Here is a 24166-nt window from a genome sequence, read left to right as displayed (position 1 = left end):
CTTTTTATGTTGTTTGTCATCCAACATAAATATAGTTTTTTGTCAAGCTCTTAATTGCATAGACACAAAACATAAATTAATCACCTCAAGGTAGCGCATCTACCAATCCTGCCTGCCGGCAGGCAGGTTCGCCACCCGGCCATGATTTGGGATTGCAAATTTAGCGGATAAAATACATTTTGCCACAGATTACACGAATTAACACGGATTTTTTTTTACCTCTGTAATCATGGGCTATTTTTTCAGCACAATCCTGAATGTGGTACCTTTTCCGGGTTCGGAATGTTTTACAAATAATTCTCCCTTATGGTATTGTTCAATAATTCTTTTACTCAGGCTAAGGCCAAGTCCCCAGCCTCTTTTTTTAGTGGTAAAGCCCGGTTTAAACACATTGGCAATATTTTGTTTGCTGATGCCCTTACCACTATCTGTTACATCAATCACAATATTGGCCACTTCATTTTTGATTACAATACCAATAGAGCCCTTGCCTTCCATGGCATCCAGTGCATTTTTCAAGAGGTTTTCAATCACCCAGTCAAATAAAGGTGCATTTACCATACCTGCAATTTCAGTTTCATCAAAACTATTGATGCTGAAATTTACTTTGTCGGGAGCCCTGCGTTTGATATAGGCGACCATATTTTCTACCAGCTCAACTATATTTTTTTCTTCCAGTTGTGGTGTGCTGCCGATTTTTCCAAAACGGTCGCTTACTAACTTTAAGCGATCCACGTCTTTTGCCATTTCGGCCGCAATTTTTTCATTGTGCGGATCGTCCTTCAGCATTTCCACCCAACCCTGCAACGAAGAAAGTGGTGTGCCCAACTGGTGCGCCGTTTCTTTTGCCATACCCGCCCATACCTGGTTTTGGGTAGATTTATTTCTTGTGGATACGGTGATCAATGTAATAATAATAAATAAAGCCACAATGATCAGCTGAATGATGGGGTAGTAGCGCACCTGCTGCAATAATTCCGAATCGCCATAGTAATATTTATTGTAGTACAACGGGTCTTTACTGATCTCTACTTTTATCGGATCGTGCTGGCTCTTAAATTCTGCTATCTTGTTTTTTAAATAATTGGTATCGGCTTTTACTTTGTTAGAATCCAGGTTGGAATAATCATTGGGACCGAGTACCCTATCATTTTCATCTGTGGCAATAATGGGGATCTCTTTATTTTCGGAGGTAATGATGTTGGTAAGTTCAATTGCCGAAGGCTCGGTGGTACTGCTCCTGGTTTTTAAAGATTGTACCCACACGTTTACCTTCTTCCTTTCATCGGCAGCAATTTTTTTTGCCAGGTAATTGGAATAAAAAACGGTGCCGGTTACAATGGCAATAGCCACAAATGCCAGCGCTGTTCTCCAGTTTAAAAATTGACGTACCATTACTGTAAAACTAAAATCTTAAATCTGGAAAATAAAATCTTTTATGTTTGCATATAAATGAAGCCTGTGCCATCTGTTGCAATCGTTATTTTAAACTGGAATGGAAGAAAATTCTTAGAGCAATTTCTTCCATCAGTAATGGCATCGGTATACGATAACAAAAGGGTGATAGTGGCAGATAATGCTTCCACCGACGATTCTGTTGCTTTTATAAAAGCGCAATATCCCCAGGTAGAAATTATCATCAACAATAGCAACGAAGGTTTTGCAAAAGGTTATAATACCGCTTTAAAGCAGGTACAAAGCGATTATTATGTTTTATTGAACAGTGATGTGGAGGTAACTCCCAACTGGATAGCACCTGTTATTGAATTAATGGAAAGTGATATTGCCATTGCTGCCTGTCAGCCCAAGCTACTGGCTTTTCATAATAAAACACATTTTGAATACGCCGGTGCAAGCGGCGGCTGGCTGGATATATTGGGTTATCCTTTTATGAGAGGAAGGGTGTTTGATTTTTGTGAAGAAGATAAGGGACAATACAATGATGCCCGGGCTTGTTTTTGGGCCAGCGGGGCTGCATTATTTGTAAGAGCAGCAGTGTATCATGCCATGGGTGGGTTAGACGAATATTTTTTTGCCCACCAGGAAGAAATTGACCTTTGCTGGCGTATGCAACTGGCGGGGCACAAAGTGTATGTGCAGCCGGCATCTGTGGTATATCATGTAGGCGGTGGTACATTACCCAAAGGCAACAGCAGGAAAACATTCCTCAACTTCAGGAACAACCTGGTAATGCTGGCAAAAAATTTATCCTTTGGTAATGCTTTGTGGAAGATATCTTTCCGCTTAGGTTTAGATGCCGTTTCTGCCTGGCAGAATTTACTGAAAGGGGATAGCGGCTACTTCATGGCGGTTTTAAAAGCACACCTGCATTTTTTTAAATGGTTATTGTTGCAAAAAAAGCAGTCTGTTTTTCCGGTACACAAACACGGAAAGCCTTACGGGTTGTACAAAGGCCTGGTGGTATGGAAGTATTTTGTACAAAAGAAAAAAACCTTTTCAGAAATTGTTGATAACAAATAAGTTTTTTTGAAGCATACACCTTATTTTTGCACTGCAAATTTTAAAAAACATGGAACAGGAAGTTATAGAAACTGCACACAAAGATTTTACCCACAACTGGGTATCATCATCCCGTTTTATCTGGTTTTGCCAGGTATTCCTGGCTTTAGCTTTTGTTATTGGTATGTGCTATAATTTATATACTCACCGTTACAAGGGTAAACCAGAGGTTAATGTACCAGAAAATACCCTGTACAATCCAAAATACAAGTAAATTTTTTTGTTTGTAGAGAATACAAACCTTATTTTTGCCGTCCGAAAAACGGTAGCTGGGTTCCCAGCTTAAATTTTCAAAAGTTCTTACAACACAATTGCGGAAGTAGCTCATTTGGTAGAGCACGACCTTGCCAAGGTCGGGGTGGCCGGTTCGAGCCCGGTCTTCCGCTCCAAATAATCCCGACTCGTCGGGATTTTTTTTCACTACCACACTCGGGTGGTGGAACTGGTAGACACGCAGGACTTAAAATCCTGTTCACAGTAATGTGAGTGTGGGTTCAACTCCCATCCCGAGTACAACAAAAGCCCCGATAGTTTTATTTATCAGGGCTTTTTTGTTGTAGTACCTTTCCAAAAAATATTTATTACCGGTTAAAATAAAAAAGCCATCTGCATAAGACGGCTTTTAATACAATATAGTGCCTGGTTATTATTTCAGATTATGATACACTTTCTGTACATCTTCATCCTGCTCCAATTTATCTACTAATTTCAATACATCATTAGCCGCTTCTTCGTCCAGTTCTGTTAAATTCATTGGTATACGTGTAAGTTCGGCTGTAATGACTTCGATCTTTTTTTCTTCCAATGCCTTTGCCATATGTCCAAACTCAGCAAAAGCTGTGCGGATGATTATATTTCCGGCGCTATCTTCTCCTATTTCTTCTAAACCATAATCGATCAATTCCAATTCCAGCTCTTCAATATTCAGTCCTGCATTTTTTACTTTAAATTCTCCCATTCGGTTAAAAGTAAAAGCCACACTACCACTTGTTCCTAACGCACCGCCACTTTTAGTAAAATGCATTCTCACATTTGCCACCGTTCTTGTAGGGTTATCTGTTGCCGTTTCTACCAGCAAGGCAACACCATGCGGCGCATATCCTTCATAAACAACCTCGTCGTAACTACTCGTGTCTTTACCCATTGCCCTTTTTATAGCAGCCTCTACTCTGTCTTTCGGCATATTGCAGGCTTTGGCATTCAGGTAGCATCTGCGCAAAGCAGGATTGCTATCCGGATCCGGACCGCCGGCTTTCACAGCAATATTGATTTCTTTCCCAATACGGGTAAAGTCTTTTGCCATTTTATCCCAGCGGGCAAACATGGCTCCTTTTCTTACTTCAAATATTCTTCCCATGAATTTGATTGATTGGTTAACTGGTTAATTGGTCTACTGGTTTATTAGTTAATCAGTAAACCAGTTATCCGGGCTGCAAATTTAAGGAAAATCATGGCGTAAACAGAAAGTATGCCATGAAAAGGCGGCCATGAAGTTTTTATAAAATAAAGATCAGAGGAATGTAAAGGTGCCAGTTCCCCCGGAATTTATCCCGATCCTTATCAGGAGGGGGCGGAGGGGGTAAAAAAAGCGGCCCCTTTTTACGGGAGCCGCCCTAACCGAAAGTATAGCCACTAAAAACTAAATCCAACCGAAAGTTTTACCACCCTGTTATAAGCTTTAAAATTATCGTTCTTGTCTAATTTAGATAAGCCGTAATCGTAACCGGCTTTTACGTTAAAGCCATTATCAAACTGGTAGCCTACACCACCGGCAATACCAATATCTATACGATTAAAATTATCGGTAAGGTCTAATCTTTTATTGAGTAAAGAAATACCTAACACACTGGTGTTTACATGCAGGCTGCTTTTAGCCAGGTAAGATAGTTGCGGACCTGCATAAATACTCAGGCCTTTTGCCACTTCTGCTTTTACAATCAAAGGGATATCAATATAATTCGCTTCTACTTTTGCGCTGGCGTTTACACCTAAAAATTTAAGCGCATCAATTTTTAAATCGCCTTTCATAGCATAGCCTTTTTGTGAATATTGTAAGCCGGGTTCAAATGATACCTGTTCGCTGATGGGAATGCTGAGATAGCCGCCAATGTGAAAACCTGTTCTGCTTTTAGTGCCTATAAAACCGTTGGACAGATCAACCACACTGTTTAAACTGTTGAGTGCATCGCCTTGCCAGTTGGCAATGTTTACACCGGCTTGTACGCCGTAACTGATTTGTGCTTTGGAGCTGGTAATAATTATTAAACTAAGTACAGCAAGAGTAAAAAATTTTTTCATGTTGTTGGGGGCAGTGTTTTAAGTGGCTGCTTGTACAATGTTATTAGAATAGCATGCCAGAAAATTTTTCTTTAGATAAGAAAACGTTAAAGGAATTTTCTGTTCACCAGTCGTTAACAAACCATGATTACTAAAAAACATTTTTTGCAGCAATACATTTATGTAAGTTTGCTGCACCAAAAACAATGGTTATGGAAAATAAAGCGGTGTATTACGGCGACTATTTGCAGTTAGAAAAAATTACCGGTGCACAAGATCCCGAAAGTTTTAAAGCAGGAAAAATTCCTGCGCATGATGAAATGCTTTTTATCATCATTCACCAGGCGTATGAATTGTGGTTCAAACAAATTTTGTTTGAAGTGAATTCGGTGATTGCCATTATGGATAAACCAACATTGAATGATAATTCGCCAGAGATGCAAACTGTGGTACATCGTTTAAAAAGAGTAACAACTATTTTAAAAGTATTGGTGCAGCAGATAGATATTATGGAAACGATGACGCCAATGGATTTTTTAGATTTCCGTGATATGTTGCGCCCTGCATCCGGGTTTCAGAGTTACCAGTTTAAAATACTGGAGGCAAAACTGGGCTTAAAATTTGACCAACGCCACGGACAAAATTATTATACTTCTCAATTAAAAGAAAAAGATATTGCTGTTATTAAAGATGCCGAGAATGGTAAATCAGTTTTAGAATTGATCAATGCCTGGTTAGAAAGAATGCCTTTTATTACAACTGAATTCTGGAATAATTACCAGCAAGTATATGTAAACAGCCTGGCAGAAGCAGAAAAAAATAACGCTGAATTTTTTGCTGCTGTTTTTACTGATGCACCGGCCCATGCAGAGAGAAACCTTACACCCAAAGCCTGCCGTGCGGCATTGTTCATTATGTTGTATCGGGGTTATCCCATGCTGGAATTGCCTTTTCAATTATTAGATACCTTATTGGAAATTGACAATCAGTTGGGCAACTGGCGCAACCGCCACATTAATATGGTGCGGCGTATGATTGGTACCCGTATTGGTACCGGCGGCAGTACCGGTGCCGGTTATTTAAAAGGCGCCATGGATAAGCATTATATTTTTAAAGAGCTGGCACAGTTGAATAGTTTTTTAATTGACAGAAGACAGTTGCCGGTGTTGCCGAAAGAGTTAGTGGTGCGTTTAGGATATTCGTAGGAATTCGCCTGTGGCGAATTCAATTTGCCAAAGGCAAATTTTTTGATTTTCTGATTCGATAAAAGTCCAATAATTTTATTCTGTTGAAAAGAATTTGTCTTAATGAGCGTTTTATTTTTTCTTACGTTGATAATTAAGTAGAGCTGCATACAAGGCAAATATAAAACCTACAATGATGAGGCCTTTACCATTAAACGAATAGGGTAAAGTATCTCTTGTTCCTCCACCTGGAATTGCTTCTCTTGTAGCAACTATACCAAATTTGTACATGTATATTCCAACAAGCAAAAAAATGCCTGCTGTAATGTAAAGTATTGTAATAATTCTTTTTTCCGTAGAGGGTTCCATATCGGTAGTAAGAATTTACACCAAACTCTTCAACTTCTCCACCACCGCATCTACCTCCGCCTTAGTATTATGTTTACTAAAACTAAAACGCACTGTTACCTGGTTAGGATTGTTGTTGATGGCACGTATAACATGACTGCCCTGGTCGGCGCCACTGGTGCAGGCGCTACCGCCGCTGGCACAAATATTATTAATGTCCATATTGAACAGGATCATTTCTGATTTTTCTGTTTTGGGAAAACTTACACTGAGAACGGTGTATAGACTCCTGCCTAATGTATCGCCATTGAAAGCAACACCGGGAATATTTTTTTTCAGTTCATCCATCATGTAATACTTTAACGTACCGATGAAAGCACTATCCTCTTCATAGCCTGCCGTAGCTATTTCCAAAGCTTTGGCAAAGCCTACAATGCCATAGAGGTTTTCTGTACCTGCACGCATGTTACGCTCCTGCGAGCCACCATGCACAAAGGGTTTTATTTTTACATTTTCGTTGATGTACAACATGCCCACACCTTTTGGTCCGTGAAATTTATGTGCAGCGCCGGTAATAAAATGCACCGGAGTATTTCTCAAATCGAAAGGGAAGTGGCCAACTGTTTGTACAGTATCACTATGAAAAATAGCATTGTATAATTTGCATAAATTTCCTACTGCATGAATATCTAAAATATTACCAATCTCATTATTGGCATGCATTAAAGTAACCAGTGTTTTTTCGTTGCTGCCGGCTAATAATTTCTCCAGGTCTTCAATATCCACATGACCGTTGGGTAATAATTTTACATAGCTCACTTTTGCAATGTTTAAATTATCTGCATGTTCAACGGAGTGTGATACGGCATGATGTTCTATTGGCGAAGTGATGATATGTTTACAACCTAAATCTCTTACCGCAGCAGTAATAGCAGTGTTGCTGCTTTCGGTACCGCCACTGGTGAAAAATATTTCTGCAGGGTGTGCATTTAAAATTTTAGCAACCGATTTCCTGGCGGCTTCTATAGCCATCCTGGTTTCTCTTCCATAGGAATAAATAGAAGAGGGATTTCCGAACTTTTCAGTTAAGTAAGGCATCATGGTTTCCAGTACTTGTGGATCAAGTGCGGTAGTGGCGGCGTTGTCGAAATAAATTCTTTGGCTCATGGTTAATGGTTCATTGTTCATGGTGAGATCTGTATACGTGAAGGCTGACTATGAACTATCAACCATCAACTTCTCTTACATCATCTGCCCGATATCCTGCATCAATCTTTTAGCAATATTATCGGCAGTGGTTTCAAAATTACTTTCAGCATAAATACGAACGATGGGTTCGGTATTGCTGGTACGCAAATGTACCCAGTCGGTATCAAATTCAATCTTTAAACCATCTTCGGTATTGATCGGCTGGTTTTTATATTTTGCTTTTATCTTTTCAAATATCTCTTTTACATCAGTACCATTTTCCAGGGCAATTTTATTTTTGCTCATAAAATAATCAGGATAGGTATTGCGTAATTGTTTGATACTTTTTTTGCTGTTGGCTAAATGTGTAAGGAATAAAGCAATGCCAATCAATGCATCCCTTCCGTAATGCAGGTCAGGAACAATAATGCCGCCATTCCCTTCGCCACCAATCACAGCATTTACCGCTTTCATTTTATTTACCACATTCACTTCACCTACCGCACTGGGGAAGTATTCGCCGCCATGTTTTATGGTCACATCTTTCAATGCTCTTGTAGAAGACATGTTGCTTACCGTATTGCCTTTTCTTTGGCTTAACACATAATCAGCAACGGCCACTAAAGTATATTCTTCGCCAAACATACTGCCATCTTCGCATACAAAACAAAGGCGGTCCACATCGGGGTCAACAGCAATACCTAAAGATGCATTTTCCTTAACTACTTCGTTGCTCAATTGAGTCAGGTGTTCTGGTAATGGTTCGGGGTTATGGGCAAATTTGCCATTTACTTCTTCATTGATCACCACAATATCTTTTACACCCAATGCTTTTAATAAAGCAGGTACTGCAATAGCGCCGGTACTGTTAACTGCATCTATAACAATTTTGAATTTACTTTTTTTAATAGCCGCAACATCCACCAGTGCGTAATTTACCACTGCATCTATATGTTTCTGTAATAAGCTGTCGTCTTTTGTATAAGAGCCTAATTTATCTACAGCAGCAAAATTAAAATCTTCGCCGGCAGCCAGGTCCAGAATTAATTTGCCTTCATCACTACTGATGAATTCGCCTTTATTATTCAGTAATTTTAAAGCATTCCATTCTTTTGGGTTATGGCTTGCCGTTAGTATGATGCCGCCGGCTGCTGCTTCAAATTTTACTGCCATTTCAACAGTAGGAGTGGTGCTCAATCCGAGATCAATCACATTCAATCCTAATCCCAATAAAGTATTTACTACAAGGCTGCTCACCATTTCTCCGCTTATCCTGCCATCTCTTCCAATAACTATTTTATTATTATTGCTTTGCTGCATCAGCCAGCTGCCATATGCTGCAGAAAATTTAACTATGTCGAGCGGAGTAAGGTTATCATTTGTTTTTCCGCCGATAGTGCCTCTTATTCCGGATATGCTTTTTATCAGTGCCATACGCTTCGTGTTTTAGGGAGGGCAAAGATAAGAAAAGTTAAGGGTTAATAAGTTACGGGTTACGGGTTACGGGTTATTTTTGTTGTTGATTGTTCTGCCAGATAATTTTCGCTAACAATAATTGACCTGTAACTTTTTTACCCTGTAACTTATTAACCCGTAACCCTTTTAACCCGTAACTTTGCAGCTATGCAACAGCCCTGGTTTAAAGACTGGTTCAATTCGCCTTATTATCATCAGCTTTACTTTAAAAGAGATGAAAATGAGGCGGCTGCATTTGTAGATAAACTGATTGATTACCTGAAGCCGGAATGCGGTAGTACCATGCTGGATGTGGCTTGCGGTAAAGGCCGTCATTCCATTCAGCTGGCAGGTAAAGGGTTTGATGTTACCGGTATCGACCTTAGCGAAGACAGCATTAACGAAGCTTTGCAACATGAAGCCGGTAACCTCCATTTTTACCGCCACGATATGCGCCTGCCTTTCTGGATCAATTATTTTAATTATGCGTTTAATTTTTTTACCAGTTTTGGCTATTTTAAGACCCGCCGTGAACATGATAATGCCATAAGAACAATTGCACAGGCTGTAAAACCAGGCGGTACATTTGTAATGGATTATTTGAATGTGCATTATGCCGAAGATCATTTGGTACACCAGTCAGAAAAAGAAATTGAAGGGGTGAATTTTTTGATCACCAAATGGTATGATGAAACACATTTTTATAAAAAAATAATTATTGAAGACGAGGCCATGCATCATGAGCCAATGATCTATACAGAAAAAGTGGCTAAATTTTCCTTAGGTGATTTTACTGACATGTTTGCCTACCAGGGCTTGCAGATACAGGAAGTTTTTGGCGATTATAATTTTGCTAATTACGATGTAAGAGCAACGCCCAGGCTGATAATGATAGCAAAAAAGTCGTGAGACCTGAGTGGTGAATCGGGAGTGTCCTTTCTGATTAAGTTGCTGCAAAACAAGCAGCCCATAAATAACATCCTTTAAAATTAAACCGGTAAGCGCTTAATCAATTGAATAAACCTTAAAGGTTCAGAGTGTCGCTCACGCCACACCACTCACGCTATCATTTCTTCCGGTTATTCACCAACATCCATTTACTGGTTTCAAAAATGGCAGAGGTTAGCTGTGATAATTTACTTTTGATCGAATCGGATTGCTGTGTGGTCAGCGGTGGAAGCCCGTCTTTAACCGGCACTAATTCCTGCTGGGTAATGTTGATATTTTTTACAAAGTAATAATCATCAGTGATGATACCAATATTACCTTCATCGTGATGAATGATAAATGCGGCATGAAAAATTTCCGGCTGATTGATCACATCTCTTCCCAGGGTAGTATTGGTGTAAGGTTGATGTATCATGCCCGCAAGCGTGGGTAGTAAATCAATTTGTGAAACAGTGTAGTGATAGGTTTGTGGTTGTAATAATGAAGGCGCATAATACAACAAGGGCACATGTTCATCACTCAGGCGATGAGAGTTCCATGCTTTGGGATATACAGCACCTGATTCACCTTCCACACCATGGTCGCCTACAAAAACAAAGATGGTATTATTGAAATAAGGCTGTTGTTTTGCAGACTCTATAAATTTCTTAAAACAAAAATCGGTATAACAAAAAGCCTGGTATTCTTCCTGCGATTCAAAACCATTTTTAGCTAAGGTTTCTTTATCTACTTTTTCGCAGGTAAATTCTTTTTCATCCGGCGGTAACATAAAGGGCCGGTGGTTATGTGCCGTTTGAATCACTGCAAAGAAGGGTTTGTTCTGTTGTTTCAACACATCACCGGCTTCTGCAAAAAGATCTTTATCACTGATACCCCATACATTTATTTCCGGCGATTTATATTTTCCCTTTTCATAAATATCAATGCCATCTACATTGCTCATCAGTCCCCTGAAATTATTGAACTGGCTTCTGCCCCCTATAAAATAAAATTTATTGTAGCCTTCAAAATTATTGATAATGGTTTGTTGATTTACTGCTTCAGGATTTTGGGTGGAAAATTTTGCCAACTGCACATCGGGTATGCCGGTGATAGTAGCAAAAATTCCCCTGGCAGTACCAAAAGTGGGCGTAAAGCAATGATCGAAAAAAATACCATTCTTACACAACTCATTAAAGTAAGGCGTGCTGTTGAGTTTGTTGCCGCTCATACTGCTCTTATACATGCTGAAGCTTTCGCAAAGCACCAATACTACGTTGGGTTTACTTTCCAGCCCGTGGCTGTTGGGCAGCATGGTTCTTTCGTAGTTAAATTTTGATTCTGTCAATGAATCCAGCTGCAGGTAACCGGCAATATCTTTATAATATTTTGCTGCACCGCTGGTATTAAAATCGGGCCTGCGTTGCTTTAAAGAAGTAATAAAATTCTGGAAAGGGTTCAATGCCAGGTAACTTTTAAAATTATCATTCAGCTTGTAAGCATCCTGCCGTGTTAATGGTTTCAGTTGTAAAAAGCCATACACAAACCAAAACATCATTAATAGAGCCAGTAAATACCAACGGCGTTTGTATTCAAACTTGTGCCAGTAATTATTGGCATCAACGGAACCATGAGTGCTACGGAATAATTTTGCTGTGAAGAATACTGCAATACCCAGCCCGATCAATATCCATACAATAGGATAAGATTGCCACACCATGCGGAACATTTCGTACGGGTCGTCCTTAAAATTTAAAGCACTGGCACCTATACGGGTGTGGTTGTAACTGAAATTACCAAAATCGGCACCATAAAAAAACATGATGACCAATGTGACAATGGCTAAATAGATCGTCCACAATTTTTTTGTACGGGCTGAGTGAAATGGTGAAAATCTTTTAAATATCGACAATACAATAATGGGGGAGAGTACAATGGCGATCCAGCGCAGATCGTATTTAAGCCCCAGCCAGAATGATGGCACCAGTTCTATTACACCAATAGTTTTGGGTTTAAAAAGAAAGGCAGTGGCAATACGGAAGGCCGTAAACATACACAGGTAAATAATAAACAATTTTATTATCCACTGAATGGTTTTTGAAACTTTCCATTTTCTCATGTTGTGTATTGCCCAGGATTTAAACGAGTGCGAATATAATAATCAATAGGGAGAAATGCAGTTTTATAATGACAAAGGGTAGGCGGCTTTATATTTGCAGGCTTGCTAAAGTTACGGGTTACGGGGTGTTTTTGTTAATTATTGTTTGCGAAGTTTGTTTCGACACAATAATTAACCCGTAACTTTTTTAACCCGTAACTCTACCTCACTTCTTCTTATTATTCAGCATTAAATATTTAGCTGTTTCGTAATAGGCATCTGTTAACCGGGATAAATAATTCCGGGTACTGTCTGATTGCGGATTTTTTTCAACCGGGTTATTATTAATTATCGATACAAAATCTTCCTTTCCTGATTTTAAATTTTTAAGAAAATAATACTGGTTAGAAATGAGCCCGATCGTTTTTACGTCATGGTCTATAACGAAAGCAAATTTTTCTCCCTTTAAAATTGATTGGTATGCTGAAAGCGGCACCAGTGTATCAAACAGGTTTCTTCCAAAAGTATTATTGCGGTATGGCGTTTTTGCCAAGGATGCCACGCTGGGTAAAATATCTACCTGGCTGCAAACATCATGCACTCTTTTAGGTTGCAATAATTTAGGTGCATAAAAAAGCAGTGGCACATGCTCGCAGGTAAGGCCTTGCTCCGTCCAGCTTTTGGGAAACATATCTCCTGCACTGCCTCTTATACCATGATCGCCAACAAAAACAAAAATGGTGTTATCAAAATATTTTTCTTTTTTTGCCGCTTCAATAAATTGCTGGTAACCAAAATCGGTATAGCGAAAAGCATTCATCTCTTCATTGCTTTCAAATCCAAAACGTTTTAAAGAGTCGGTTGAAAAGGAGATCTTTTTAAATGCCCCTTCATCTTCTTTGGGTATGGTGTAAGGCCGGTGGTTATCTGCAGTTTGAATAACGGCGAAGAAAGGTTTGGTTTGTTCTTTCAATACTTTGTTGGCTTCTAAAAAAAGATTTTTATCGCTTATGCCCCATACGTCAATATCACTGGCTTTATAATCGCCCTGTTCATATAAATGAACGCCACTGATATTGTTGGTGAGCAATCCACGGATATTGGCCCAGGTAGCACTGCCGCCCAAAAAATAATAATTGTTGTAGCCGTTAAAATTATTGATGATCGTGTGCTGGTTTACAGCATTGGGGTTGCGGCTGGCGGTGCTCGGGCTTTCCACATCAGGTATGCCTGTAATGGTGGCCCAAACGCCACGTGCGGTGCCGTAGGCAGGTGTAAAGCAACGGTCGAAGAATACACCATTCTTACTTATCTCATTAAAAAAGGGGGTGGTGTTTAAAGGATTGCCATACATGCTGCTTTTGTATGCACTGAAACTTTCGCAGATCACTAACACCACGTTGGGTTTGTTAGCAGTTGAATCGGCGCTGTTGTATTTTCTTTCAAAATTTAATAGCGTACTGTCAGGTTGCTGCACCTGCAGATAGCTTGCCATCAAATCGTAATCTGCCCTTACTTTTTTTATATCGAAAGATGAATTCCTGAAACTTAAAGTGCTGAAAAAACTCTGAAAAGGATTGAGTGCAAGATTGGATTTAAAATCATCCGACAAATTAAAAGCATCGCTCCAGCGTAATGGAAATTGCCCCGGCCTTACTACAATTTTACCCACGATGATTTGTGCCAGTATAATAAAACTGGTAACATATACTAAGGTGCCTTTCCTCTTATAAAAACTATCCTGGTGTAAATAGTTTGCCAATAACCTGCCAAAAAGAAATCTTGCGGCAATCAGGAGAATGATGAGTACCACAGTGGCTTTTACCAATGGATAAGTTTGCCACATCATGCTGAAGGAAATGCCGGCATCCTGCAAATAATTTAATACGCTGGCATTTAACCTTTGGTGTAAATAATCAAAATGGTAAAAATCGATAAAATAAAATAATACCAATATGGCAAACACCAGGGGCAATAAAAAATTCCATAGTTTTTTGGCACTGGTATTTTTAAACGGGTTTAATACAGGGATGAAAGTGAGCAGCATCATGGCCAATCCGATAATACAGGCAATCCTGGCATCAAAACGCAGGCCCATTAAAAATGCAGAGCCGGAAAATGCTTTACCGGGTGGATTGTACTTCCAGTAGAAAATGAAACGGAAGATGGTCATGGTAACCAGCAGGATGATCACCACAGAAAATATCCAGCGTAATAACTTAGGTATTCTTTGTAAAAAAAGCATTCGGGTTATTTTATCAGGCTGCTAAATTAGTTTAATTATTTTTGGGTGATTGTAATTTAACACTCACCTTAGATTTAATGAAGCAATTGTTATCATACGACCTGGATTTGTTTAAACATATCAACTATAACTGGCAGAACGGGTTTTTTGACTGGCTGATGCCGCTGCTGAGGAATGCCGAAATGTGGTACCCCCTCTATCTTTTTTTACTGCTGCTGGTGACCATAAATTATAGAAAAAACGGCTGGTGGTGGGTACTGTTTTTTGGGGTTACTGTTGCAACAGCAAATTTTGTAAGCAGCTCAATCATTAAAGAGCACATCATCAGGTTACGGCCTTGTAATGAGCCTTCTATTGCAGGCTGGGTAAGGGTTTTAGTGGGATACCGGCCACAGAGCAGCAGCTTTACCTCCTCCCATGCCACCAACCATTTTGCTATGGGAATGTTTTTATATGTGACCCTCGAAAAACAGTTTGGCAAATGGCCCCTGTTGTTTCTTTTATGGGCATTTTTAATCTCCTTTGCGCAGGTGTATGTAGGGGTGCATTACCCGTTAGATGTAACCTGCGGAGCACTTATTGGAATACTTATCGGATATTTGTCCGGAAAATCGTTTAACAGAAACTACGGTTTAGTATAAAATTATGGGTCCATTAATTATTTTAATTTTACTGATTATCCTGAATGGTCTTTTGGTGATGAGTGAGATAGCCCTGGTAAGTGCCAGAAAAGCAAGGCTGGAAGGCCTGGCAAATAAAGGCGATACCAAAGCTAAAGTGGCCCTTGCCCTTTCTGAAAATCCGGAGAAGTTTTTGGCTACGGCACAAATATTCATCACGCTTATTGCTATTTTATCGGGTGTTTATGCAGAACGGAAATTGGGGCCCTATGTGGAGCCATATATTGCAGGGGTAGATTTTTTTAAGCCTTATGCTGAAACTATTTCAACCGTACTAATAGTTGTGGTGGTTACTTTTTTATCCATCATTTTCGGAGAACTGATACCTAAAAGGCTGGGCATGCTACAGGCTGAAAAAATTGCACGCCATGTTGCAGCCCCTATGAATTTCTTATCTACCATCACTCTTCCGATCGTATGGCTGCTTTCCAAAATATCGTATTTATTTTTTAAGGTGATCAATGTAAAAACATCTAACGATAATGCCGTAACAGAAGAAGAGATAAAAGCCATGATCACCGAAGGTAGCGAGCATGGCACTATTGAGGAAGAAGAAAAGGAAATTATTGAAAGGGTGTTTCATTTGGGCGACAGGAATATTACATCGCTGATGACACACCGTACTGATATTGCCTGGTTTGATGGCAGCGAAACGGTACAGCAGGTAAAAGATAAAATGGATACGGTTATTTATTCCAGCTATCCTGTTTGTGAAGAAACGGTAGACAATATCAAGGGGATCATCAGCGTAAAAGACCTGCTGAAAGCATCACCTGATATGCTGCTGAAAGATATTGCAAAGCCTGCCTTATTTGTGCCCGAAAATAATACTGCCTACCAGTTACTGGAAAAATTTAAAGAAACAAAAATTCATGGTTGTTTTATTGTAAATGAATATGGCACGCTGGAAGGCATGATAACGCTGAATGATATTTTAGAAGCGATTGTGGGTGATGTGCCGCAAACCGGGCAGGATGAATATGAAATTATTGAAAGGGCCGACGGTACTTTTTTAGTAGACGCACAAATTCCTTTTTATGATTTTTTAAGCCGGTTTGAAAAAACCGACTGGATGAATGAGGCCGAACACGATTTTGATACTTTGGCGGGGTTTGTTTTACATGAACTGGAGCATATTCCTGCAACCGGTGAAACATTTGACTGGCGGGGCTTTGACTTTGAGATCATTGATATGGACGGGCAAAGGATTGATAAGCTGTTAGTGAAAATATCAGAAGAGATCAAAGAAGAGATGGATGAGTAACAGGTAACATTAAAAGTCAAAACTGGCCTTATCATCAGGATTACTGAGTTTGGTGCTTTTCCGGTTTCCGCCCACTGTTACATGCATAATTTCAATCTGCTCTTTCTTGTATTCGTAAAGGATGCTGTTGGTGATGTCGATCTTTTTTACTGCAGTGATATTGTTAACCTGGTAATAACTCAATATACCTTCTTCCTGTTGTTCGTAGCCAATAAATTGCAAACTCACTTTTTTACCATCTACAGTAAGCGTTAAATGTTTTTGCACATAATCACTCACCAGTTTATTCATTGCCGCTTTATCTTTCGGATTGATAAGGTCAACCGTGGTTTTATAAACCTGGCGTAATGTTTTTTCAAAATCGTCAGTGAAGATCTTACAGCTTATTTCCAGTGTTTTATCTTTTGCATTGTGTTCAATTTCGGTAACACTCATAAAAATGGGATGGCTTGCAGCTTTACCGTGTATTATATTTGAAAATACGGGTATATTTACAAGGCTAAAAAAAAGAGACCATTTAAATAAAATTGATACCATTTAGCAAAGATATTAGGTATTAAAAACTAGTTTAAAGATATTTGAACAGCAAAACTAACACAAACATTCAAGCCACAGGCCGTTAATGCAGGATTTTACATTTTATTTAAAATTAGGCTGGCAGCATATTATCAGTTGGGATGCATTGGATCATATACTGTTTGTGCTGGCATTAAGTGCTATTTATTTATTGGGTAACTGGAGGCAGGTGCTGGTGCTGGTAACGGCTTTCACCATCGGGCATTCGCTTACATTGGCTTTAAGCGTATATAAAATTGTTACTGTAAATGACAGCTGGGTGGAATTTTTAATTCCCTGTACCATTGTTGCTACGGCGGTATTTAATTTTTTACAAAAGGATTTTACACCAAAATCTTTGCGGTTAAATTATTTTCTTGCCTTGTTCTTTGGATTGATACATGGGCTTGGGTTTGCCAACTATATTCGCTATATGATGGCAAAAGACCAAAGCATTGGCTGGAGCTTGTTTGCTTTTAACATCGGCTTGGAATTGGGACAGATAGTAGTGGTGTTGGGCATTTTACTACTGAGCTTTGTGCTGGTGAATACACTAAAACTCAAAAGAAGCTGGTGGGTTTGGGGATTATCGTCTGTAGCTTTTTGTATAGCACTAAACATGGTTGTACACAGGTGGATATTCTGAGCGTGTACAGTGTATTAAAAAAAATAAAACCGAAACTAAATACCATATAATTTCCCCGCAGTCTTCATCAGCAGACAGGGGCATTAAACACAAACAATAAACTAAAGCATGAAACAAGTAACCTTCTTAGTGATTTTATTTTCAGTTGCTTTTGCTGTTAGTGCACAGGATATCAAAAATAATCCTGGCAGTAACCACGGCAACCGGTTTGAACAATTGGGAACCATTCTTCCCACCCCCAACGAATACCGTACCGCAAGCGGCGCACCGGGGCCAAAGTACTGGCAGCAACGTTGCGATTACGATATCACCTGCGAACTGGACGAACCCAACCGCCGTTTAACCGGTAAAGAAACCCTGACGTATTTCAACAATTCTCCTGATGTATTAACTTATTTGTGGTTACAGTTAGATGAAAATTCTCACAGTTCTGTAAATAATGCCGGCTATGATAACAGCAGCATTATGCCTACCAGGATCACTGAAGCTTCTATCCAGGCCTTTACCGGAAAAGTGGATAAAGACAGGGAATATGGCGATAATATTACCCGTGTGGCTGATGCTACCGGTAAATTATTAAAATACACCGTTAATAAAACTATGATGAGAGTGGAATTGCCACAGCCATTAAAACCGGGGCAACAATTCATTTTTAAAATAGATTGGAATTACAATATTATCGAGCGCACCAAATACGGGGGCCGTGGAGGCTATGAGTATTTTGCCGAAGATGGTAACGATCTTTATACCATGACGCAGTGGTACCCACGCCTTTGTGTGTACAGCGATTTCCAGGGATGGCAGAACCACCAGTTTACAGGTACCGGCGAATTTGCTTTAACTTTTGGTAATTTTAAAGTGGCTATGACTGTGCCTGCTGATCATGTGATCATGGGAACAGGACAATGCCAGAATTATGCTGCCGTACTGTCTGCTACAGAATTAAAAAGGTGGACTGCTGCACAAACTGCTACTGATGTAACAGAAATTGTAAACCTTGCAGAAGCCACCGCAAAAGAAAAAACAAAATCCACCGCAAAAAAAACATGGATATTTAAAGCGGACATGGTTCGTGATTTTGCATGGGGTTCTTCACGCAAATTTGTTTGGGATGCAATGCCTGCCGTAGTGGAAGGCAAAAAAGTAATGTGCATGAGTGCTTATGGTAAAGAAGCTTACAATTTATACAGGAAATACAGCACCAAAGCAGTGGCGCATACTATTAAAACGTATTCAAAATTCACCATTCCTTATCCATACCCTGTAGCGCAAAGTTTAGAAGCTGCTAACGGAATGGAATACCCGATGATATGTTTTAATTTTGGCCGTTGCGAAAAAGATGGTACTTACAGCGAAGGCACAAAAAATGGCATGCTGGGTGTGGTGATACATGAAGTAGGCCATAACTTTTTCCCGATGATCATCAATAGTGACGAAAGGCAATGGACATGGATGGATGAAGGGTTGAATTCTTTTGTAGAATATTTAAGTGAAGAATTGTGGGATAATAAATACCCGGTGAGCAAAGGCCCGGCCTATAAAATTGTGGATTACATGAAACTCCCTAAAGATCAGCTGGAGCCGATCATGACCAACAGCGAAAATATTATCCAGTTTGGCCCAAATGCATACAGTAAACCTGCTACCGGCTTGAATATTTTAAGAGAAACGATCATGGGCAGAGACCTGTTTGATTATGCTTTTAAAGAGTATGCAAGGCGCTGGGCATTTAAACATCCTACACCTGCTGATTTGTTCAGAACAATGGAAGATGCCAGCGGCGAAGACCTGGATTGGTATTGGAGAGGATGGTTTTACGGAACTGAACCATGTGACATTTCACTGGATACAGTAAAATGGGCCACATTAAGTACAGAATCTGCAGCACCACGTTTTGGTGGTGGCAATAACAATAGTATGCAGCCTGTTGCAAAACCTCTTTTAAATACTTTTGATGATATTTCTAAAAGAAGAAACAGGGAAGATAAAAATATTGTTTTTGCAACCGATGCCGATGAGTCTTTAAGAGATTTTTACTGGAGATACGACAGGGGATTGGCCAAAGTAGATACGACACCATTTACTATTACCATGCCTCCTGCAGTGATAGATACTTTTACTGAAGCAGAACGTTTTGCAATTGCCGGTAAAAAAAATATCTATGAATTAACCTTTAGTAATAAAGGCGGTTTGGTAATGCCGATCATTATTGAATGGACCTATAAAGATGGTACAAAAGAAATTGAAAGGATACCGGTGCAGATATGGCGCAAGAATGAAAATAAAGTGGTGAAGGCATTTATGAAAGATAAAGAAGTGGCATCTATTAAATTAGATCCATTGAGAGAAACTGCCGATATTAATGAAGCTAACAATACATGGCCTGCAGTGGAAACACCCAGCAAGTTCCAGTTGTTTAAAGGTGCCGGCCGTGGCGGCGGACCAAGAGGTGCAGCAGGTGGCGCAGGCAACCCGATGCAAAAAGAAATTAAATAATAATATTGTAACTGATAAAAAAGCTGATCCGGGAAACGGATCAGCTTTTTTATTTTCTGATAATTGTATCTTGCCGTATAAATTATTGCGATGAAGAAAATTATGCTATTGCTTGTGGTTATATTTATTGCTGTAGCTGGTATTGCTGCAACTGTTGATACTGTTGCTATTTATAGTAATGCTATGCATCAATCAATCAACTGTGTGGTAATAAAACCGGACAGTTATAAAAAGAAAAAAAATACTTTTCCTGTAGTGTATTTATTGCATGGTTACAGCGGCCGTTACAGCGACTGGATCATTAAAGTGCCGGGCTTAAAAGAAGAAGCGGATAGAAATGCGATAATTATTGTTTGTCCTGATGGCGGTTACAGCAGCTGGTATTTCGACAGCCCGGTTGACAGCACTTATAAATACGAAACTTATGTGGCCACAGAAGTGGTGCATTTTATTGATACAAATTACCGCACTATCCCCGATAAAAATCATCGTGCTATTACAGGCTTAAGTATGGGCGGGCATGGCGGATTATTTTTGGGGTTACGCCATGCTGATATCTTTGGCGCGGCAGGCGCAATGAGCGGAGGAGTGGACCTGGGCGAAAGCAGGAACCGTTTTGAGATCATAAAGCGTATCGGGGACACAACTGCCTATGCAAAAAACTGGCACGACTATTCTGTGGTTAACCTGGTTGAAAACTATGCCAACACATCCTTAAAAATTATTGTTGATTGTGGCGTAAATGATTTTTTTATTAACGGCAACCGCCTCCTGCATAAAAAAATGGAAGGGTTAAAAATACAACACGATTATATTGAAAGGCCCGGCGAACATAACTGGGCGTATTGGGAAAATGCAGTAGGATTTCAGTTGTACTTTTTTAAACGATTTTTCGATCAGCAAAAATAAAACTGAAGTTTTTTACATTCCCGTTTTGCCATCTCTTATTACATTCTTCTTGCCTTTGTTTTTCTTTTCCCATTCCAGCATTTCGGGGGTCTTTTCTACTTTTTTAGGTTTAGCAGCAGCGGGTGCTGTGGTTGCGGCTACAGCTGTATTGGGTTTTTCTAATAAACCACGGTCGTATTTTTCAAGTTTTATCAATCTGCCGCTGCCCGGTTCATAATACTTCCATTCGCCGTGCTTTACGCTGTATTGCTCGGCTTTTACAATTTTATAATCTACAATTTCGTTGCTGCCGGTGCCATAAATGGCAATAGTGTCATAAGGCGAATTGGGATCATATCCTTTCCAGCTTTCTTCACGGTACAGGTCGCCCAGGTAAGTGTAGTATTGCTGTATGCCATGTTTGCCACCCAGTTTATAATTTTCCACCCCAATTAAATCGCTGGTTAAATTATACAGGCGCCATACACCTTCTTTCTTATCATTCTTATAAATACCTTCTTCTTCATAGCCCGGTTCGCCACGTATCTCATCTACATGCACTACCCATTTACCCTGTTTTAAACCATTTTTATCGATAGCATTAATGGTGTCGCCTTTCTCACTTATCTTATAAGTTTTATATTGCGCAACGCCATTCATCAAAAACAAAAATTGAATGATGATCAATAAATACAATTGCCGTATTTTTAATACTCTCATTTTTTATACAATTTAATTTTTATTTATGTTACCAAACCTTTCCGGCAACCAACTTCGTAGTACCAGATTGCTGCTTAACAAATTTACAATTTTACTTTTTCTTGTAAGTGTTAATTCTGTATATGCACAAATTAAGCCAACTCCGGCTGCTGAAAGAATAAACGGGCTGCAAAAAAGAAAATTGCTGGAAGACAGGTCGGTTTTGAAAAATATTGCATTTCGTAATATTGGTCCCGTGCAAATGAATGGCCGTGTGGTGGATATAGAAGCTAATCCTAACGACCCTACGGAATTTTATGTGGCTTATGCCAGTGGGGGATTGTGGTATACGCATACCAATGGTTTAAGCTTTACCCCCATTTTTGATAAGGAAGATGCGTTTACTATTGGTGATGTGGCTGTAAACTGGAAAACAGGAACCATTTGGGTGGGTACCGGCGAAGTAAACAGCAGCCGTTCTTCGTACAGCGGTATCGGGGTGTATAAAAGTAACGACAATGGTAAAACCTGGCAATACCTTGGTTTGCCCGAAAGCCAGCATATTGGTAAAATAGTATTGCATCCCACCAATGATAATATAGCGTGGGTAGCAGCATTGGGACATTTATATTCTGCCAATAAAGAGCGTGGAGTGTATAAAACTACAGATGGTGGCAAAACCTGGAAACAAACTTTGTATGTAGATGATAATACCGGTGCAGTAGAAATGGATATCAACAATCAAAACCCGATGGAATTGTATGCCACCACCTGGTACAGGGAGAGAAGGGCTTACGACTGGAAAGAAAGTGGTAAAACATCAGCCATTTATAAAAGCACTGATGGTGGTGATAGCTGGAAGCCTGTCACATTACCCGGTAGCGGATTTGCTACCGGCGATAAATTAGGAAGGATAGGCGTAGCAGTGTTTCAAAAAAATCCCAACATTGTGTATGCCGTTATCGATAACAATAATTTAAAGCCTGATACGGCAAAGAAAAAAATTGATAGTACAAAATACAATCTTGATGATTTTAAAAATATCACTAAAGAAAATTTTGCCGCATTAAATGATAAAAAATTAGACAGCTTTTTGATACGCAATAATTTTGATGCTAAATACCGTGCTGCAGCTGTAAAAGAATTGGTGAAGAATGATAAAGTAAAACCAACAGCAGTGTACGAATGGCTGGTGGCCGATGATGGTTTTCAAAACGGAGGTATTATTGGTTGCGAAGTTTACCGCAGCGATGATGCCGGTGTTACGTGGAAAAAGACGAATACCAAAGAGCTGAGTACTTTCAGTACCTACGGTTATTATTTTGCCAAACTGAGTTTATCCGCTACTGATGAAAATAAAGTGGTGGTATTGGGCTTTAATTGCATTTACAGCAGCGATGGCGGTAAAACTTTTAAATCAACAGATAAAAATGCCACACATGCCGATTGGCATGCGTGCTGGATAAATCCTGCACGTGACGGGCATTGGATAGCAGGCAATGACGGTGGCTGCAATATCACTTACGATTATGGTAAGCATTGGTTTAAAGTAGCCACTATACCTGTAGGGCAGTTTTATGGCATTGCCACAGATGATGCAAAACCTTACAATGTGTACGGAGGCCTGCAGGATAATGGCACCTGGTTTGGCAGCAGTAAATTAAATAATGGTTTTTCAAATGATGACGACGATGATGAAACCGAAAAAGAAGATGGCCCTGATGCGTATGGCTGGAAAGCAATTGGCGGAGGCGATGGCATGCAGGTACAGGTGGATACAAGAGACAATAAAACGGTGTATGCCGGTTCGCAATTTGGTTTTTACAGCCGCAGAAATACTGATGGCGGAAGAGGGGCCGGCATTCACCCTATGCATGATTTAGGAGAAGCAAAATTGCGTTACAACTGGCAAACACCCATATGGTTGAGTAAACACAGCCAGGATGTTTTTTATTATGGCAGTAATAAATTTCACCGCAGTTTAAATAAAGGAGAAAAATTAGAAACACTGAGCGGCGATTTAACCAATGGTAAACATGAAGGTAAAGTTCCATTTGGCACCTTAACCACCATTGTGGAATCTCCGTTAAAGTTTGGGTTAATTTATGTTGGCAGTGATGATGGCAATATACACGTAACCAAAGATGGCGGGTACAACTGGACAAAAATAAATGTGCAGGTAAAAAATGTTCCGCAAGGTTTGTATGTAAGCCGGGTTACACCATCTGCATATAAAGAATCGAGGGTTTATGCTACATTAAACGGCTACCGCAACGATAATTTTATAGCGTACCTTTTTGTGAGTGAAGATTATGGTACTACCTGGATACAATTGGGCAACGACCTGCCTGCTGAACCTTTGAATGTGATTAAAGAAGATCCCAAAAAAGAAAATATTCTTTATGCAGGCAGTGACAATGGTTTGTATGTTTCCTTTGATATGGGTAAATCATTTATGACCATTGGTAATTTACCCCGTGTGCCGGTGCATGATATTACGGTGCAGCAAAGAGACAATGAACTGGTGGTGGGTACGCATGGCCGCAGCATTTTTATTGCAAAGTTAGATGCCGTGCAGGCGGCTTACGAAAAAGCAAAACAATAACTTACTGATTACTGATTGTTCAACTTCCGGTTGCCTTCTTTTTAATGCCACTAAGTGACTGCTTAGTGGCATTGTTTTTGACGATTTTTAA

The 24166-nt window shown here is 39.7% G+C and carries 20 protein-coding genes and 2 tRNA genes; 12 read left to right on the top strand and 10 right to left on the bottom strand.

Features of this window, described 5'->3' with window-relative positions; all coding sequences use genetic code 11:
* Positions 1-234 precede the first annotated feature (234 nt).
* Entirely contained in the window at positions 235-1395 is a 1161-nt protein-coding gene (locus tag ACYVM0_RS08515) for a sensor histidine kinase (protein WP_460555394.1), read from the bottom strand.
* Between the two features lie 57 nt (positions 1396-1452).
* Between ACYVM0_RS08515 and ACYVM0_RS08510 the strand changes: the two genes are divergently transcribed.
* The 4 genes from ACYVM0_RS08510 (at position 1453) to ACYVM0_RS08495 (ending at position 3033) form a co-directional block, all read left to right on the top strand.
* On the top strand, positions 1453-2481 hold the full coding sequence (locus ACYVM0_RS08510) for a glycosyltransferase family 2 protein (RefSeq protein WP_460555391.1): 1029 nt from the start codon (positions 1453-1455) through the stop codon (positions 2479-2481).
* Between the two features lie 49 nt (positions 2482-2530).
* Positions 2531-2734 carry a hypothetical protein gene (locus ACYVM0_RS08505; RefSeq protein ID WP_460555388.1) on the top strand — a complete coding sequence of 68 codons (204 nt, stop codon included), beginning with the start codon at positions 2531-2533 and terminating at the stop codon, positions 2732-2734.
* A 99-nt stretch (positions 2735-2833) separates the two neighbouring features.
* Positions 2834-2909: transfer RNA gene (locus ACYVM0_RS08500), tRNA-Gly, on the top strand.
* Between the two features lie 38 nt (positions 2910-2947).
* Positions 2948-3033: transfer RNA gene (locus ACYVM0_RS08495), tRNA-Leu, on the top strand.
* Between the two features lie 133 nt (positions 3034-3166).
* On the opposite strand, the gene ACYVM0_RS08490 is transcribed toward ACYVM0_RS08495, so the two are convergent.
* A complete protein-coding gene (locus ACYVM0_RS08490; protein WP_460555385.1) occupies positions 3167-3877 on the bottom strand; it encodes a YebC/PmpR family DNA-binding transcriptional regulator in 711 nt (236 codons plus the stop codon).
* A gap of 275 nt (positions 3878-4152) precedes the next feature.
* Positions 4153-4818 (bottom strand): porin family protein, encoded by a 666-nt coding sequence (locus tag ACYVM0_RS08485; protein ID WP_460555382.1) that lies wholly within the window; start codon positions 4816-4818, stop codon positions 4153-4155.
* Between the two features lie 191 nt (positions 4819-5009).
* Between ACYVM0_RS08485 and ACYVM0_RS08480 the strand changes: the two genes are divergently transcribed.
* Positions 5010-6002 (top strand): tryptophan 2,3-dioxygenase, encoded by a 993-nt coding sequence (locus ACYVM0_RS08480; protein ID WP_460555379.1) that lies wholly within the window; start codon positions 5010-5012, stop codon positions 6000-6002.
* A gap of 111 nt (positions 6003-6113) precedes the next feature.
* On the opposite strand, the gene ACYVM0_RS08475 is transcribed toward ACYVM0_RS08480, so the two are convergent.
* The 3 genes from ACYVM0_RS08475 to glmM form a co-directional block, all read right to left on the bottom strand.
* Entirely contained in the window at positions 6114-6350 is a 237-nt protein-coding gene (locus ACYVM0_RS08475) for a hypothetical protein (protein WP_460555376.1), read from the bottom strand.
* Between the two features lie 15 nt (positions 6351-6365).
* A complete protein-coding gene (locus tag ACYVM0_RS08470) occupies positions 6366-7496 on the bottom strand; it encodes a cysteine desulfurase family protein (protein ID WP_460555373.1) in 1131 nt (376 codons plus the stop codon).
* A gap of 75 nt (positions 7497-7571) precedes the next feature.
* Positions 7572-8951, bottom strand: a complete 1380-nt coding sequence (glmM, locus tag ACYVM0_RS08465; protein ID WP_460555370.1) for a phosphohexomutase domain-containing protein — start codon at positions 8949-8951, stop codon at positions 7572-7574.
* A 189-nt stretch (positions 8952-9140) separates the two neighbouring features.
* Between glmM and ACYVM0_RS08460 the strand changes: the two genes are divergently transcribed.
* Positions 9141-9881 carry a class I SAM-dependent methyltransferase gene (locus ACYVM0_RS08460; RefSeq protein ID WP_460555367.1) on the top strand — a complete coding sequence of 247 codons (741 nt, stop codon included), beginning with the start codon at positions 9141-9143 and terminating at the stop codon, positions 9879-9881.
* A gap of 157 nt (positions 9882-10038) precedes the next feature.
* On the opposite strand, the gene ACYVM0_RS08455 is transcribed toward ACYVM0_RS08460, so the two are convergent.
* A complete protein-coding gene (locus ACYVM0_RS08455) occupies positions 10039-12018 on the bottom strand; it encodes an LTA synthase family protein (protein WP_460555364.1) in 1980 nt (659 codons plus the stop codon).
* Between the two features lie 205 nt (positions 12019-12223).
* Positions 12224-14242, bottom strand: coding sequence for an LTA synthase family protein (locus ACYVM0_RS08450; RefSeq protein ID WP_460555361.1), 2019 nt, complete (start codon positions 14240-14242; stop codon positions 12224-12226).
* A gap of 77 nt (positions 14243-14319) precedes the next feature.
* Between ACYVM0_RS08450 and ACYVM0_RS08445 the strand changes: the two genes are divergently transcribed.
* Entirely contained in the window at positions 14320-14883 is a 564-nt protein-coding gene (locus tag ACYVM0_RS08445; protein ID WP_460555358.1) for a phosphatase PAP2 family protein, read from the top strand.
* 4 nt (positions 14884-14887) lie between these two features.
* The gene (locus ACYVM0_RS08440; protein ID WP_460555355.1) at positions 14888-16186 is read left to right on the top strand and encodes a hemolysin family protein; all 1299 of its coding nucleotides are present in this window, start codon (positions 14888-14890) and stop codon (positions 16184-16186) included.
* Between the two features lie 9 nt (positions 16187-16195).
* Here ACYVM0_RS08440 and ACYVM0_RS08435 read toward each other — a convergent pair whose 3' ends face one another.
* Complete coding sequence (locus ACYVM0_RS08435) at positions 16196-16723, bottom strand: DUF6702 family protein (RefSeq protein ID WP_460555352.1); 528 nt, start codon at positions 16721-16723, stop codon at positions 16196-16198.
* 85 nt (positions 16724-16808) lie between these two features.
* On the opposite strand from ACYVM0_RS08435, the gene ACYVM0_RS08430 reads away from it, so the two are divergent.
* The 3 genes from ACYVM0_RS08430 to ACYVM0_RS08420 all read left to right on the top strand — a co-directional run bounded on the left by ACYVM0_RS08430 (position 16809) and on the right by ACYVM0_RS08420 (position 20792).
* On the top strand, positions 16809-17387 hold the full coding sequence (locus tag ACYVM0_RS08430) for a HupE/UreJ family protein (RefSeq protein ID WP_460555349.1): 579 nt from the start codon (positions 16809-16811) through the stop codon (positions 17385-17387).
* A gap of 108 nt (positions 17388-17495) precedes the next feature.
* Positions 17496-19883 (top strand): M1 family metallopeptidase, encoded by a 2388-nt coding sequence (locus ACYVM0_RS08425; RefSeq protein WP_460555346.1) that lies wholly within the window; start codon positions 17496-17498, stop codon positions 19881-19883.
* A 90-nt stretch (positions 19884-19973) separates the two neighbouring features.
* Positions 19974-20792, top strand: coding sequence for an alpha/beta hydrolase (locus ACYVM0_RS08420; protein WP_460555343.1), 819 nt, complete (start codon positions 19974-19976; stop codon positions 20790-20792).
* Positions 20793-20804: 12 nt separating this feature from the next.
* Here the strand turns inward: ACYVM0_RS08420 and ACYVM0_RS08415 are convergent, their stop codons facing one another.
* Entirely contained in the window at positions 20805-21491 is a 687-nt protein-coding gene (locus ACYVM0_RS08415; protein WP_460555340.1) for a toxin-antitoxin system YwqK family antitoxin, read from the bottom strand.
* A 25-nt stretch (positions 21492-21516) separates the two neighbouring features.
* On the opposite strand from ACYVM0_RS08415, the gene ACYVM0_RS08410 reads away from it, so the two are divergent.
* On the top strand, positions 21517-24075 hold the full coding sequence (locus tag ACYVM0_RS08410; protein ID WP_460555337.1) for a WD40/YVTN/BNR-like repeat-containing protein: 2559 nt from the start codon (positions 21517-21519) through the stop codon (positions 24073-24075).
* Positions 24076-24166 lie beyond the last annotated feature (91 nt).

Source organism: Ferruginibacter profundus, from assembly GCF_054783275.1.
This window is presented reverse-complemented; position numbering and strand designations above follow the sequence as displayed.

Excerpts from the sequence above, each read along its gene's own strand:
- ACYVM0_RS08440 (WP_460555355.1), top strand. The coding sequence starts at position 14,888 with ATGGGTCCATTAATTATTTTAATTTTACTGATTATCCTGAATGGTCTT.
- ACYVM0_RS08470 (WP_460555373.1), bottom strand. The coding sequence starts at position 7,496 with ATGAGCCAAAGAATTTATTTCGACAACGCCGCCACTACCGCACTTGAT.
- ACYVM0_RS08430 (WP_460555349.1), top strand. The coding sequence starts at position 16,809 with ATGCAGGATTTTACATTTTATTTAAAATTAGGCTGGCAGCATATTATC.
- ACYVM0_RS08420 (WP_460555343.1), top strand. The coding sequence starts at position 19,974 with ATGAAGAAAATTATGCTATTGCTTGTGGTTATATTTATTGCTGTAGCT.
- ACYVM0_RS08450 (WP_460555361.1), bottom strand. The coding sequence starts at position 14,242 with ATGCTTTTTTTACAAAGAATACCTAAGTTATTACGCTGGATATTTTCT.
- ACYVM0_RS08480 (WP_460555379.1), top strand. The coding sequence starts at position 5,010 with ATGGAAAATAAAGCGGTGTATTACGGCGACTATTTGCAGTTAGAAAAA.
- ACYVM0_RS08435 (WP_460555352.1), bottom strand. The coding sequence starts at position 16,723 with ATGGTATCAATTTTATTTAAATGGTCTCTTTTTTTTAGCCTTGTAAAT.
- ACYVM0_RS08485 (WP_460555382.1), bottom strand. The coding sequence starts at position 4,818 with ATGAAAAAATTTTTTACTCTTGCTGTACTTAGTTTAATAATTATTACC.
- ACYVM0_RS08415 (WP_460555340.1), bottom strand. The coding sequence starts at position 21,491 with ATGAGAGTATTAAAAATACGGCAATTGTATTTATTGATCATCATTCAA.
- ACYVM0_RS08445 (WP_460555358.1), top strand. The coding sequence starts at position 14,320 with ATGAAGCAATTGTTATCATACGACCTGGATTTGTTTAAACATATCAAC.
- ACYVM0_RS08475 (WP_460555376.1), bottom strand. The coding sequence starts at position 6,350 with ATGGAACCCTCTACGGAAAAAAGAATTATTACAATACTTTACATTACA.
- ACYVM0_RS08455 (WP_460555364.1), bottom strand. The coding sequence starts at position 12,018 with ATGAGAAAATGGAAAGTTTCAAAAACCATTCAGTGGATAATAAAATTG.
- ACYVM0_RS08505 (WP_460555388.1), top strand. The coding sequence starts at position 2,531 with ATGGAACAGGAAGTTATAGAAACTGCACACAAAGATTTTACCCACAAC.
- ACYVM0_RS08460 (WP_460555367.1), top strand. The coding sequence starts at position 9,141 with ATGCAACAGCCCTGGTTTAAAGACTGGTTCAATTCGCCTTATTATCAT.
- ACYVM0_RS08425 (WP_460555346.1), top strand. The coding sequence starts at position 17,496 with ATGAAACAAGTAACCTTCTTAGTGATTTTATTTTCAGTTGCTTTTGCT.
- ACYVM0_RS08510 (WP_460555391.1), top strand. The coding sequence starts at position 1,453 with ATGAAGCCTGTGCCATCTGTTGCAATCGTTATTTTAAACTGGAATGGA.
- ACYVM0_RS08410 (WP_460555337.1), top strand. The coding sequence starts at position 21,517 with ATGTTACCAAACCTTTCCGGCAACCAACTTCGTAGTACCAGATTGCTG.
- ACYVM0_RS08515 (WP_460555394.1), bottom strand. The coding sequence starts at position 1,395 with ATGGTACGTCAATTTTTAAACTGGAGAACAGCGCTGGCATTTGTGGCT.
- ACYVM0_RS08490 (WP_460555385.1), bottom strand. The coding sequence starts at position 3,877 with ATGGGAAGAATATTTGAAGTAAGAAAAGGAGCCATGTTTGCCCGCTGG.
- glmM (WP_460555370.1), bottom strand. The coding sequence starts at position 8,951 with ATGGCACTGATAAAAAGCATATCCGGAATAAGAGGCACTATCGGCGGA.